This window comes from Halomicrococcus pelagicus, from assembly GCF_050954125.1.
In genome coordinates, this window is the sequence record NZ_JBPBWC010000003.1 from 342,052 (window position 1) to 354,946 (window position 12,895).

At 66.9% G+C, this 12,895-nt stretch carries 15 protein-coding genes; 8 read left to right on the forward strand and 7 right to left on the reverse strand.

Features of this window, described 5'->3' with window-relative positions; translation table 11 throughout:
* Positions 1–13: 13 nt before the first annotated feature.
* The gene (locus tag ACRYA2_RS09460; RefSeq protein ID WP_433626916.1) at positions 14–256 is read right to left on the reverse strand and encodes a hypothetical protein; all 243 of its coding nucleotides are present in this window, start codon (positions 254–256) and stop codon (positions 14–16) included.
* A 278-nt stretch (positions 257–534) separates the two neighbouring features.
* Here ACRYA2_RS09460 and ACRYA2_RS09465 point away from each other — a divergent pair, with 278 nt between their 5' ends.
* The gene (locus ACRYA2_RS09465) at positions 535–891 is read left to right on the forward strand and encodes a putative quinol monooxygenase (protein WP_433626919.1); all 357 of its coding nucleotides are present in this window, start codon (positions 535–537) and stop codon (positions 889–891) included.
* Between the two features lie 162 nt (positions 892–1,053).
* Here the strand turns inward: ACRYA2_RS09465 and ACRYA2_RS09470 are convergent, their stop codons facing one another.
* Positions 1,054–1,644 (reverse strand): 50S ribosomal protein L15e, encoded by a 591-nt coding sequence (locus tag ACRYA2_RS09470; RefSeq protein ID WP_113275002.1) that lies wholly within the window; start codon positions 1,642–1,644, stop codon positions 1,054–1,056.
* Positions 1,645–1,982: 338 nt separating this feature from the next.
* Here ACRYA2_RS09470 and ACRYA2_RS09475 point away from each other — a divergent pair, with 338 nt between their 5' ends.
* A complete protein-coding gene (locus ACRYA2_RS09475) occupies positions 1,983–2,135 on the forward strand; it encodes a DUF1328 family protein (protein ID WP_113275003.1) in 153 nt (50 codons plus the stop codon).
* Here ACRYA2_RS09475 and ACRYA2_RS09480 read toward each other — a convergent pair.
* Positions 2,121–3,035, reverse strand: a complete 915-nt coding sequence (locus ACRYA2_RS09480; RefSeq protein WP_433626924.1) for a serine/threonine-protein kinase RIO2 — start codon at positions 3,033–3,035, stop codon at positions 2,121–2,123. The genes ACRYA2_RS09475 and ACRYA2_RS09480 overlap by 15 nt on opposite strands.
* A gap of 190 nt (positions 3,036–3,225) precedes the next feature.
* Between ACRYA2_RS09480 and ftsZ the strand changes: the two genes are divergently transcribed.
* From ftsZ to ACRYA2_RS09495, 3 genes are all read left to right on the forward strand, one after another.
* Positions 3,226–4,380 (forward strand): cell division protein FtsZ, encoded by a 1,155-nt coding sequence (gene ftsZ, locus ACRYA2_RS09485; protein WP_113275005.1) that lies wholly within the window; start codon positions 3,226–3,228, stop codon positions 4,378–4,380.
* A 235-nt stretch (positions 4,381–4,615) separates the two neighbouring features.
* On the forward strand, positions 4,616–4,783 hold the full coding sequence (locus tag ACRYA2_RS09490) for a protein translocase SEC61 complex subunit gamma (protein WP_433626927.1): 168 nt from the start codon (positions 4,616–4,618) through the stop codon (positions 4,781–4,783).
* Between the two features lie 2 nt (positions 4,784–4,785).
* Entirely contained in the window at positions 4,786–5,223 is a 438-nt protein-coding gene (locus tag ACRYA2_RS09495) for a transcription elongation factor Spt5 (protein ID WP_433626930.1), read from the forward strand.
* 158 nt (positions 5,224–5,381) lie between these two features.
* Here the strand turns inward: ACRYA2_RS09495 and ACRYA2_RS09500 are convergent, their stop codons facing one another.
* Both ACRYA2_RS09500 and lonB read right to left on the reverse strand, forming a co-directional pair.
* Positions 5,382–6,209 (reverse strand): CPBP family intramembrane glutamic endopeptidase, encoded by an 828-nt coding sequence (locus ACRYA2_RS09500; protein ID WP_433626932.1) that lies wholly within the window; start codon positions 6,207–6,209, stop codon positions 5,382–5,384.
* Positions 6,210–6,449: 240 nt separating this feature from the next.
* A complete protein-coding gene (lonB, locus tag ACRYA2_RS09505) occupies positions 6,450–8,453 on the reverse strand; it encodes an ATP-dependent protease LonB (RefSeq protein ID WP_433626935.1) in 2,004 nt (667 codons plus the stop codon).
* 168 nt (positions 8,454–8,621) lie between these two features.
* Here lonB and ACRYA2_RS09510 point away from each other — a divergent pair, with 168 nt between their 5' ends.
* Positions 8,622–9,140, forward strand: coding sequence for a nicotinamide-nucleotide adenylyltransferase (locus ACRYA2_RS09510; RefSeq protein WP_433626937.1), 519 nt, complete (start codon positions 8,622–8,624; stop codon positions 9,138–9,140).
* 64 nt (positions 9,141–9,204) lie between these two features.
* Complete coding sequence (locus tag ACRYA2_RS09515) at positions 9,205–9,960, forward strand: SAM hydrolase/SAM-dependent halogenase family protein (protein WP_433626940.1); 756 nt, start codon at positions 9,205–9,207, stop codon at positions 9,958–9,960.
* A 5-nt stretch (positions 9,961–9,965) separates the two neighbouring features.
* Here ACRYA2_RS09515 and ACRYA2_RS09520 read toward each other — a convergent pair whose 3' ends face one another.
* Positions 9,966–10,238 carry a hypothetical protein gene (locus ACRYA2_RS09520; RefSeq protein WP_433626943.1) on the reverse strand — a complete coding sequence of 91 codons (273 nt, stop codon included), beginning with the start codon at positions 10,236–10,238 and terminating at the stop codon, positions 9,966–9,968.
* Positions 10,239–10,384: 146 nt separating this feature from the next.
* On the opposite strand from ACRYA2_RS09520, the gene ACRYA2_RS09525 reads away from it, so the two are divergent.
* Complete coding sequence (locus tag ACRYA2_RS09525; protein WP_433626946.1) at positions 10,385–12,070, forward strand: acyl-CoA mutase large subunit family protein; 1,686 nt, start codon at positions 10,385–10,387, stop codon at positions 12,068–12,070.
* A 63-nt stretch (positions 12,071–12,133) separates the two neighbouring features.
* On the opposite strand, the gene ACRYA2_RS09530 is transcribed toward ACRYA2_RS09525, so the two are convergent.
* Positions 12,134–12,823: a halocarboxylic acid dehydrogenase DehI family protein gene (locus tag ACRYA2_RS09530; protein ID WP_433626949.1), complete on the reverse strand. Its 690-nt coding sequence runs from the start codon at positions 12,821–12,823 to the stop codon at positions 12,134–12,136.
* Positions 12,824–12,895 lie beyond the last annotated feature (72 nt).

Sequence of the window (12,895 nt, forward strand, 5' to 3'; positions counted from 1 at the left end):
CGTGGGCGACGCGTTACTTGTTGCGCAGGTGGATACGGTCGTCGTCGATGCGGTCGACGTGTTCGTTCCGCACCTCGTGGCTGTCGTCGGAGTCGCCCCAGCCGAGCATCGATTTGACCTTATCGGTCAGGTCCGCGTCGTCGTCTCGGTCTACTCGGGCGTTGCCGTCGTTGACGTTCGTGACGCGGCCGATGCGGGTACCGTCGCTGGTGACGACCGACTTGTCGACGTCGTCGGAGTTGATGTCTCGTGCCATTGCGTCTTACATTATCGTCCCTTCTCCTCTAACCGTGCTGGTTGCGTGTGCCAGCACCTGCTGTAGACGCTCCGGAGACGGCCCGAATCCCCTCGATTCGGTCGACCGGGTGACTCGGCGACGGCCTGGAGCCTCCGTCCGAGCGTGACCTCGGTCCGTTTTCCCTCTCCGTCGCCCGTAATCCGACGGACGACGCCGAACCGACGCCGACGTATCGGGATTCGACGTGAACTGCAGTTCTCCCAACGACTTTGTGGCGTCCGTCCGACGGGAATCGCATGATCGTCGTCCAGACGAGCATCCCGGTAGCATCGGACCGCCGCGACGAAGCGCTCGAAGTGATAGCCGCCCTCGTCGAGCGGTCACGGGAGGAGGACGGCGTCGTCGACTACCGGGCGACGACTGACCTCCAGGACCCCGACGTGGTTCGGTTCTTCGAGCGCTACGAGGACGAGACGGTGCTGGAGGCGCACGTGCGGACGGACCACTACCGGGCGTTCGTGGCGGACCTTCCGGACCTGACCGACGGTCGACTCGAAACCGTCCGGTTCGAACTCGACGAGGAACCGGAGGTAGTTCGGTTCGACGCCGCAGAGGCGAGCCTTCCCGACGCGGAGGGTGCCGAGAGGGCGTAAGAGCGCGTTTCGACCGCCGGGCAGCGATTCGATACAGCGTAGTTCGGTTTATCCGGGGTGCGACGCTCCGTCGGCGTCGCTCTCGGTGCCGACGTATCCCGTGCGAAACGTCTAGACGCGCAGCTGGGGATGGTGAGAGAACGGTCGAGAACGAGGGAACCGTTACTTCCCGCGGCCCTTGTCCTTCGTGTTGCTGGGCCGGGTGTGCTCGGTACCCTTGCCGCGCTGCTGGAGTCCCCGGTTGCCCTTACCGGCGCTGGTCAGGCCGCGGAACGCGCGCCCGCGGTGACTGTCGTCGCAGATCCAGTTGAGGTCGTCGTCGTTCTGGATGGCCGGGTGCTCGGGGTCGAGCAGAATCACTTCGTGCCACTTCTGGCTACCGTCCTCGCCGACCCAGTAGGAGTTCAGCACGCGGAGGTTGGGGAACTTGCGGCTGACCCGCTCCTCGGCGATGCGCTGGATGTTCTTGCGTCGACCGATGCGGTTGACGCCCTGGCGCTTGGACCGCCGGCCGGCCTTGAACCGCTGCTTGCGCGCGCCGCCCTTGCGGACGCTGGCGCGCGCGACGACGACGCCCTGCTTGGCCTTGTAGCCGAGTTCGCGGGCGCGGTCGAGCCGGGTCGGGCGGTCGATGCGCTCGATAGCGCCCTGGTCGCGCCACTCCTGTTTGCGCTGCCACTGGAGTTCGGCGAGCTTGCCGTCGTCCGGGTCCTTCCATGCATCTCGGATGTGCGAGTAGAAGCTCTTTGCCATGGTTATCACCACGGGCGTTGGATGGTTCAGCGAGTTCGGCGCGAACGCCTCCCGCGGTTCGAGACCGCGTACGCCACATTCCGACCTGCGTTCGCAGGCGCCCGCTGGTGCCCGTCGTCCCAGCGAGTCGTTCGTTCGTTTACCGTCTCGGGCTTTAAGGCCTTCGTCTTCCCGCCGAACCGGTCCCAACGGTTCGTCGCCGTTTCGGCGCTGTTGTCGCTAGCGGTCCCGGTCGCGTTGGTTTCTGAAACCGGCCAGAAACCCCAAACGTCTCCCCGTCGAAATACGACTATGAATCGAATACTACTATACAGAATCGCCGAATCGGAGGGTCGCTGATGGCCGTCCTCGAACTCGCAATCGCGTTCTTTGTCCTCGCGATAATCGCCGGTGCGCTGGGCGCCGGTGGCGTCGCCGGGATGTCGATGGATATCGCCAAGTGGCTGGTAATCGTCTTCCTCGTGCTGGCGATCGTCTCAATGGTCCTCTGAGAAGTCGCGGACCGTCTCGAACTCGCCGCCGGCGATTCCCGCGGCGAGCGCCGCCGCGTCCACCCCCGGAACGCGCCCGGGGTACTTCCGCTGGAAGTAGCCGACGACGTTGGACACGTCGCGTTCGAGGAACTCGTCGGCGTTCTCGTGGTCCGTGTCGACGGCCTGGGGCCAGTCGAAGATCGTGATGCCGTCGCTGGCGACGAAGACGTTGTACTCGCTCATGTCGGCGTGGACGTAGCCGAGTTCGTACGCCTTCGCCATCTCGCGGAGGATCAGGTCCAGGACGGGGACGACCTGTTCGTCCTCGAACTTCGCCCGGGCCAGTTCCACGCCGTCTATCTTCTCCATCACGATAGCGTGCCGGTTGTGGTCCACCGGCCGGGGAACGCTGACGTCCGGATAGAGCGCCTCCAGAGCGCCGTGTTCGCGCTCGGCGGCCTTCCGCGCGGTGTAGAGCCAGGAGACGTGCTCCCGGTCGGACGTGTAATCGCGCTCTTTCATCACTTCGCGGAAGTTGGTGTACCCCTCGCGGTGGTACTTCAGCGCCAGCGGGCGGAACGACTGCACCTCGTACACGTCGCTCTCCTTGCCGACACCGAGCGGCGAGCCGACGCCGTCGATGGTGTCCCGTTCGGCGAACGTGTGCAGCGCCAGCGCGTCGTACCCCTCGAATTTGAGCGTGTACCCCTCGTACTGGATGGTCTGCCGTTCGAGTAGCTCCCGGTCGAGACACCGGTCCAGCCGGTAGTCCACCTCCTCGGGCGTGAGCCGCGAGAACTCCGGTATCTTGCTCTTCTGGACCCACTCGCTGAAGCGCATCCCCTGCTCGACGCCCGACAGGAGGTGGAAGTCCTCCGCCTCCAGGTCCGCCATCTCGGGGGCGACGTTCCGCACCATCGCTTCCCGGTAATCGCCCGTCGCGTAAGGCGCTTGCGACCCCGAACGGCGTTGCCGTCGGAGACGTCGTTCCCGGGACGACTCGCGTCCTCGGAGGGCCGCCGTGCGTGCGCCGTGCGTGCACGCGTCAGACGAGCGTCATCCAGAGGGGAAAGATAATTAATCTGCGTTTGTAAAAGAAGGCCCAAGGATGGACTCCATTGTCGAAGACGCCATTGAGGAGGCTGAGGGGGAGCAACAGCCGCCCCAGCAGTCACAGATGGGTGGTGGCACGGACGCGAAGAAAGACCCCTCGCCCTCGGGGGCGATGACGGACGAAGAACTGAAAGACGTCCTCCAGGATCTCCAGACGAACATCACGGTCGTCGGCTGTGGCGGTGGTGGCGGGAACACCGTCAACCGGATGGCCGAAGAGGGCATCCACGGCGCGACGCTGGTCGCCGCGAACACGGACGTCCAGCATCTGGTCGAAATCGAGGCAGACCAGAAGATTCTGATGGGCGAGCAGAAGACGAACGGCCGCGGCGCGGGGTCGCTCCCGCAGGTCGGCGAGGAGGCCGCCCTCGAGAGCCAGGAGGAGATTTACGACGCCATCGAGGGCTCGGACATGGTGTTCGTCACGGCCGGTCTCGGCGGCGGCACGGGCACCGGAAGCGCTCCGGTCGTCGCCAAGGCGGCCCGCGAGGCCGGCGCGCTCACCATCGCCATCGTCACGACGCCGTTCACCGCGGAGGGCGAGGTCCGGCGCACCAACGCCGAAGCCGGCCTGGAGCGTCTCCGGGACGTGAGCGACACGGTCATCGTCGTCCCGAACGACCGCCTGCTCGACTCGGTCGGTAAACTCCCCGTCAAGCAGGCGTTCAAGGTCGCCGACGAGGTGCTGATGCGCTCGGTGAAAGGCATCACGGAACTCATCACCAAGCCCGGCCTCGTCAACCTCGACTTCGCCGACGTTCGCACCGTCATGGAGAAGGGCGGCGTCGCCATGATCGGACTCGGCGAGTCCGACTCCGACCAGAAGGCCCAGGACTCGGTGAAGTCCGCGCTGCGCTCGCCACTGCTCGACGTGGACATCAGCGGTGCGAAGTCCGCCCTCGTCAACGTCACCGGAGGTAACGACATGGCCATCGAAGAGGCCGAGGGCGTCGTCGAGCAGATTTACGACCGCATCGACCCCGACGCGCGCATCATCTGGGGGACCTCCATCGACGAGGAACTCGAGGGGACGATGCGGACGATGATAGTCGTCACCGGCGTCGAGTCGCCCCAGATATACGGCCGCAACGAGGCCGAGCAGGCCCAGCAGGCCAAGAGCAACGGCGAAGACATCGACTACGTCGAGTAACCGCAACCCAGTCTCTGACTTCGTTCTATCGCGCTCTCGTCGTTCGACGGTCCGCGACGACTCGCCAGCAGTCGCAGGTCCGACGACCGGAGGTAGTTCCGCTGGCAGCGCCCGGTCCTCGACACCGACCGCTCGCGCGAGATTTCCGACGAGCGTCTGCGCTGGCCGCGTCTCTCGTCAGCGATCCGACTACCTTGGAAAGATAGAAAACCCCGCATGGCCAAGTGGGGGTAACATGGACGTCAAACTCGACCTCTCGTCGTACGTTCGCGTGCTCAAACTGGCGAGCACGCCATCGTGGAACGAGTTCTCGAAGATATCGAAGATCGCCGGCGCGGGCATCATCCTCGTCGGCCTCCTCGGCTTCGTCATCGCCGCCGTCATGAGCTTCCTTCCGACATAACCATGGGCATCTACGCAGTCAAAACCACGGCCAGCCAGGAACGCACCGTCGCGGACATGATAATGAACCGCGAGGAGGAGGACATACACGCCGCCCTCGCGCCCGACTCGCTGACGAGCTACGTGATGGTCGAGGCGGACGACGACGGCATCCTGTCGCGCGTGCTCGACGAGATTCCCCACGCCCGGAGCATCGTCCCCGGGAACAGCGACATCTCGGAGGTCGAGCACTTCCTCTCGCCGACGCCGGACGTCGAGGGTATCGCGGAGGGCGACATCGTCGAACTCATCGCCGGCCCGTTCAAGGGCGAGAAGGCGCAGGTCCAGCGCATCGACGAGGGCAAAGACCAGGTCACCGTCGAACTGTACGAGGCGACGGTTCCGATTCCGGTCACCGTGCGCGGCGACCAGATTCGCGTGCTGGACTCGGAAGAGCGCTGACGCGCTCTTCGGCTCCCGCTCGCTTCGCTCGCGGGAACAGCGAGGAGCGGTGAACGAAGCGAACCGCTCCTCGGAACGGCGATAACGCGGCACACCAGTTCTCGGACACGCAGACCGCGTAGCCGCGCACACCGGAGACGTATCCGGACGGTTCTCCGTCAGTCGCGGGCGTGGACGGTGAACTCCAGCGCGTTGACGAGGTAGTGAGCGACGACGACCACCGGCAGGCTCTCGGTCAGGACGAACACGGCGGCGAGCGCGCCGCCGAGCAGGCCGGTCACCAGGATTCCGCCCGGACCCTGTGCGCCGTGGCCGAGCGCGAACGCCACCGTCGACCCGGCGGCGAGCAGCCACGGCGAGACGCCGAATCCGGCCGCGAACGCGCCGATGAGCGCGGCGCGAAAGAGCAACTCCTCGAACCCCGCGATGATGGGGAGGACGAGGAAGAGGAGGACGAACCACCCGCGCGCCGAGTCCGGCGTGAGTAGTTCGCGCATCCCCTCGGCGTAGTCGATGCCGAGAGCGTCGGCCACGTGCTGGCCGAGTTCGTTCGCGGCGAACAGCGCGACGCCGATCGCGACGCCGAGGGCGAGCGTCCGGAGCGTCACCGTCCCGACGCCGAGCGCGCCGGGCGGAACGGAGCCGATCCACGCCGCCGCGACCAGCACCGCACCGAAGAGGCCCTGGCTGACCGCGACGTTCACCAGCAGCAACTCGGGCGTGAGCGTCTCGCGGTCGCCGGTCGCCTCCCGACCGGTTTCGCCGTTACCGGTCGGTCGGTCGTCGCCCGCCTCGTCGTCGCTCGTCGGCGGCTCGCCCGCTACGGTTCCGGCTTCGCGCGCCGGTGCGCCGGTCCCGCCGGGAGAGTCGCCGTCGTGGGGCTCCGGCGCGGAGAGCGACGACTGGGAGGCCCGCGCGAGCGCGACCAGCATCGCGAGCACGAGGAGCGTCACCCCGGCGAACGACTTCCACTGCGGTGCCGGCATCGTGACCTTCTTTCTCACGGGCGGCGAAAAGACGTCCGGCTTCGGTCACGGGCGGGGGCGTCGTAGTGGCACCGTGGTTTCTGAGCACCCGGGTTCGACGGCTCGTCGTCCTCAGCGGCGATCGACGACGGTGAGGAGGCCGGTCGTCGCGTTGCTCTGTGAAACAGTTCGCATCGAACGGAGCGTCCGCTGACGGTCTGTCGAAATCGAAAAGGAAAAGCGGCGATTCGAACGTGTCGGCTACTGCGGACTGGGGTTGCCGTGGCCCGACGAACCGCTGCTGATGTCGTGTTCGAGGGCGCTCCCGGTGATGTTCTTCAGGCGGTCGACGAGGCTGTCCTGCTCGGGTTCGCCCGCGAGGGCGACCTCCAGGACCTCGCTGATGTGGCTGACGGGGATGATCTCTATCATCTCCTCGTACTCCTCCTCTATCATCACGTCCTGCTCGTTGGCCTTCGGGATGATGACCCTGTCGAGGCCGGCCTTCGCGGCCGCCTCTATCTTGTGGGTGACGCCGCCGACGGGGAGCACGTCGCCCCGGACCGACAGCGAACCGGTCATGGCGAGGCTCTGGTCGATGGGGGCGTCCTCCAGCGCGCTGATGACCGCGGTGGCGACCGTGATGGACGCCGAGTCGCCGTCGACGCCCTGCTGGCCGGCCTGGACGAACTGGATGTGGACGTCCTTCTCGCTCAGGTTCTCGTCGCTGTACTTCTTGATGATGGCGGAGACGTTCTGCACGGACTCCTCGGCCATCTCCTTGAGCTGGCCGGTGGCGATGACCTCGCCGGGACCCTGGCTGGGCGTGACCTCGGCCATCACGGGCAGCATGATGCCGGAGTCTTCGCCCATCACCGCCAAGCCGTTGACGCGGCCGACGACCTCGCCCTGCGAGACGGTCATCTCGTAGTCCTTGCGGCGCTCGATCATGTCGTCAGCGATCTGCTGTTCGATAGAGCGCGAGCGGCGCTTGGCCTGCAGGACGTGGTCGCGCGTCGTGAACTCGGCGTCCTCGGCGCGAGCGATGTCGCCCGCGACCCGGACGAGTCCGCCGAGGTCACGCAGTTTGAGCGTGAGGTGGTCCTTGCGCCCGGCGCGACGCTGGGCCTCGAGGATGACCTCCTCGATGGCGTCCTCGTCGAAGTGGGGCAGGCGACCGTCCTTCTCGACTTCCTGGGCGATGAACCGCGCGTACTTGCGGCGCATCTCCGGCGTGTCGTCGATGGTGTCGTCCATGTACACCTCGTACCCGTACCCCTTGATGCGCGAGCGGAGCGCGGGGTGCATGTTCTCCATCGCGTCGAGGTTGCCGGCCGCGACCATGACGAAGTCCGTCGGGACGGGTTCGGTCTGGACCATGGCACCCGAGGAGCGCTCGGACTGCCCCGTGATGCCGAACTCGCCCTCCTGGATGGCCGTCATCAGCTTCTGCTGGCTGCGGATGTCGAGCGTGTTGATCTCGTCGACGAACAGCACGCCCTTGTTGGCCTTGTGGATGGCGCCCGGTTCGACGCGGTCGTGGGACGGCGTCTCCATGCCGCCGGACTGGAACGGGTCGTGGCGGACGTCGCCCAGCAGTGCGCCGGCGTGCGCGCCGGTCGCGTCCTCGAACGGCGCGCTGGTCACGTCGCTGTTGTTGACCAGCAGGTTCGGAATCATGGCGTCCGACCCGCGCGAGCCGTAGCGGAACGCGAGGTAGATGACGCCGGCCGCGAGGATGCCCAGAAGTGGACGCTGGGCGATGAGGAGGGCGTACCCCACCACGATGGCGATGATGACCCACATGAGGAACGAGCGCATCTGGTTGCGCTTGCGGGCTTCCTCCTTGTGGGCGTCGATTATCTGTTCGCCCTTTCCGGCGGGGACCGTCCGAACTTTCGGCTCGTTCCCGTCGTCGGGATTGTGGTAGACGAGCACGTCCTGCAGGTCCTCCTTCGGGAGGAGCTCGCTCATCGCCTTGGCCAGCATCGACTTCCCGGTCCCGGGGGTGCCGATCATCATCACGTGGCGGCGCTGCTTCGCCGCCTTCAGGACCACGTCTCGGGCGTGGTCCTGGCCGATGACCTGGTCGACCAGTCGGTCGGGGATGTCGATCTCGTCGGTGCTCTCGATTTCGAGCCCACCGAGCAGGTCGTCCTCGGCGACCTCTTCGTCGACGTCGGCGTCGATGTCGCTGCCGAGTTCCTCGCCGAACTCCTGCTCGGTTTCTTGCTCCGATGGCGGAGCTTCGGTGTCGTTGCTCATAGAAATCGCTTCGTCGTATACGATTTGAGGGCTGGCGAACTGATATACTTTCTCCCTCCGGTCGACCCTACCGGTCCTGACAGACGAGCGTAAGGGCCGCCAACGACGACGTTACGGGCAGGCTAACGACTCGTCAGCCTTATTAAAGCACCGTACGACTTCCCGCGTATGACCCGCGGCTTCTACATCGGTCGCTTCCAGCCCTATCACAACGGCCACCAGAGCGTGGTCGAGAACATCGCCGAGGAGGTCGACGAACTCGTGGTCGGCATCGGCAGCGCCGGGGACTCCCACTCGCGTCACGACCCGTTCACGGCCGGCGAGCGCATCATGATGATAACGAAGTCGCTCGTTGACCTCGACCTCGTCACCTACGCCGTCCCCATCGAGGACCTGGACCGCAACTCCGTCTGGGTGAGCCACGTCCAGAGCATGAGCCCGGACTTCGACGTCGCCTACTCGAACAACCCGCTCGTCATCCGGCTGTTCCGTGAGGCGGGCGTCGAGGTGCGTCAGTCGCCGATGTTCAACCGCGGCGTTCTGGAGGGGACCGAGGTCCGCGAACGCATGGTCGAGGGAGAGGACTGGGAGCGACTCGTCCCGGACGCCGTCGTCGAGGTCGTCGAGGAGATAGATGGTATCGACCGCATCCAGCAGGTCAGCGACTCCGACGCGAACGGGGAGTGAACGCGGTCCGCTTCGTCCCGGTGCGAGGAGAACCGATTAGGCGCAGGCGTCCGAACCGCCGCCCATGATAACGCTCGCTTCCGACTTCGGCACGCCGTACCCCGCGGCGATGAAAGGCGTGATGCTCCGACGGACCGACGCCCGACTCGTCGACGTGGCCCACGACTTTCCCCGGCAGGACGTGCGCGCCGCCGCCTTCTGGCTCCGCGAGGTCCTGCCGCAGTTCCCGCCCGCGGTCCACCTTGTCGTCGTCGACCCCGGCGTCGGCACCGACCGCGCAGCGCTCGCGGTGCGGGCGGGCGACCACGCCCTCGTCGGCCCGGACAACGGCGTCCTGGTGCCGGCGGCCCGCGAACTGGCCGACGAGTCCGGCCTCGACGCGTTCGAGGTGGACGACGAGGACGCGGCGAGTTCGACGTTCCACGGTCGGGACGTGTTCGCTCCCGCCGCGGCGCGAGTCCACGAGGTCGGCGTCGACGCTCTCTCCGATCTCGACGGGGTCGCGCCGACCGACGAGTTCGTCGACCTGCGGTTCCCCGACCCCGTCGTCGGCGACGACGAGGTGACCGGCGAGATTCTCGCGGTGGACGACTTCGGCAACGCCGTCACGAACGTGCCCGGCGGGTTCGTCGACGGCGCGGACGAGGCGGCCGTGAACGGCGAGCGAGCGCCGGTCGCGCCGTCCTACGCCCACGTCGAGGCGGGCCAGCGACTCGTCACGGTGGGGAGTCACGGCAACGTCGAACTGGCGGTGAACCGCGGCCGGGGCGACGAGGCGTTCGCCGTCGCGCCGGGGGACGCGGTTCGACTGGAGACGTAGTCGGCCTACCGCACTTCGTCCCGGGCCGCCGCCAGCGCCGGGCCGAAGGCGACGAAGACGATGCCGGTCCAGAGGACGGCGAACACGAGCGCGCCGCCCTGCTGGTTCACCAGATAGCTCCCGAACGCCGTCCCGGCGTCCGGGTCGTACTGGTTCACGACGACGTAGAACGCGCCGATGGTGGGCACGTTCGCGACGAACATCGACGCGACGACGGCGAGCAGGTCGCGGGCCGGTCGCCACTCCGACTGCCAGTTCTCCGAGGCGAAACGAGACATGGGAGTGGCCTGCCGCCGCAGGGACAAAACGGTTGATACCGAGGCGTCGCCGGGACTGCGACGGCGGCCCACCGACCGAGACGGTCGCCGACCACGACCGAGACGGTCCGCCAACCATTAAGACTCGCCCACGCGCACTGAGAAGTATGTTCGACGCGGACGACTTGGAGGAGATACGCCGGGGGAAAGAGCAGTGGAAGGCGGAGACGCTCGAACCGACGCTGGAACGGTTCGGCGAGCGCAAGGAGGAGTTCGAGACCGACACGGGCGGCCAGACCGTCGAACGGCTCTACACGCCCGACGACGTCGCCGACTCGGAGTACGACGAGGACCTCGGATTCCCCGGCGAGAACCCGTACACGCGCGGCGTCTACCCGACGATGTACCGCGGTCGGCTGTGGACGATGCGCCAGTACGCCGGGTTCAGCACGGCCGAGGAGACCAACGAACGCTACCACTACCTCATCGACGAGGGCCAGACCGGCCTCTCCGTCGCCTTCGACCTGCCGACCCAGATGGGGTACGACTCCGACGACGAGATGGCCGCGGGCGAGGTCGGGAAGTCCGGCGTCGCCATCGACTCGCTCGCGGACATGGAGACGCTGTTCGACGGCATCCCGCTGGACGAGGTGAGCACGTCGATGACCATCAACGCGCCCGCCTCCGTCCTGCTGGCGATGTACGTCGCCGTCGGCGACGAGCAGGGCGTCGACCGGGAGGAGCTTCGGGGCACCATCCAGAACGACCTGCTGAAGGAGTACATCGCCCGGAACACGTACATCTACCCCCCGGAGCCCTCGATGCGGATCATCACCGACATCTTCGAGTTCTGCGCCGAGGAGACGCCGAAGTTCAACACCATCTCCATCTCCGGCTACCACGTCCGCGAGGCGGGAGCGACCGCCGCACAGGAGCTCGCGTTCACGCTCGGCAACGGCATTGAGTACGTCGAGGCCGCCATCGACGCGGGCCTCGACGTCGACGAGTTCGCTCCCCAGCTCTCCTTTTTCTTCAACGCCCACAACGACATCTTCGAGGAGGCCGCCAAGTTCCGCGCCGCCCGCCGCATGTGGGCCGAGATAATGGAGGAGCGGTTCGGTGCCGACGACCCCAAGTCCAAGCAACTGAAGTTCCACACCCAGACCGCCGGGTCGACGCTGACCGCCCAGCAGATAGAGAACAACGTCGTCCGGGTCGCCTACCAGGCGCTGGCCGCCGTGCTCGGCGGCACCCAGAGCCTCCACACGAACGGCAAGGACGAGGCGCTGGCGCTGCCGACCGAGGAGAGCGTCCGCACCGCGCTCCGCACCCAGCAGATTCTCGCCCACGAGTCGGGTGCCGCAGACACCATCGACCCCCTGGCCGGGAGCTACTACGTCGAGAGCCTCACCGACGACCTCGAAGCGGAGGCGTTCAACATCCTCGACACCGTCGACGACAAGGGCGGCATGCTGTCGGCCATCGAACAGCAGTGGGTCCAGCGCCAGATACAGGACGTCGCCTACGAGCGCCAGCAGGAGATAGAGGAGGGCGAACGGATAATCGTCGGCGTCAACGAGTTCGAGAGCGAGGACGAGGAGAAGGAGATGGACATTCAGGAGGTCACCGAGGAGGACGAACGGCGCCAGATAGACCACCTGAACGAGGTCAAGGCCGAGCGCGACGACGAGGAAGTGACGGCGACGCTCGACGCGCTCCGGGACGCCGCCGAGGGCGACGACAACCTGATGCCGTACATCGTCGACGCCGTGAAGGCGTACGCGACGGTCGGCGAGATATGCGGCGTGCTCCGGGACGCGTTCGGCGAGTACCGCCCCGGCGGAGCGGTGTGAACCGACTCCCGTCGCAGTAGTTCAGTCCAGTTCGCGCCGCCCTGCGACGTTCAGCGTCGCCGCCTACGTGGGCAGGGCGGGGAGCACCGTCTCGATGGGGCCGCGGTTGAACGTCTCGAACAGCTCCTGCAGTTCGGTTATCGTCGCCTCGTCCGTCCCCCTCGTCCGGAGGTCGTCGGGCGCGATTCGGGGCGGGTACGGCACCGAGTCGACGAACGCCTCGGTCGTCTCGTGCGCTCGCTCGCAAGCGCGGTCGAATGCCGGCGACTCGAACGCGGGTTCGAGGTCGTCCCACGCCGTGCGGAGGTACGCCGGCCACTGCGCGAGACAGCGGTAGATGCTCGGCAGGTCGTCGTCCAGGCCGTGGAACGCTCGAACGCCGCCGGCGGTGTCGGCGAGTTCCGCCGGCACGTCGTCGACCATCGTCGGCGAGCGGCCCCGGTCGCGGTCGAGCCAGGCGGGCATCGGTTCGGTCGCCGCCGCTCGCTCGTCGTCCCCGTCGCCGACCGGGTCGCCCCGCAGCGACCGGTCGACGACCTCGAACAGCACCGCGAGGCGCGGCGCGACGACGTCGAAGGTCTCCGCCTGCCCGGCGAGTTCCCGGAACTCGGCGGGTTCGAGACCGAGTTCGGCGCGCCGATAGCGGGGCAGGTCCCGGTCGCCGCTCTCGACCGCCGAGAGGACTGCGTCCCGGTACGCGACGGAGTACTGCCCGAACGCGCGCGTCGTGAACGTCGGCTTCACCTGCCCCACAGGTACCGGGTGAGTTCCGGGTCGTTGGCCATCAGCGTCCGGAAGATTCAGTTGACCACGGGCGCGTGGAAC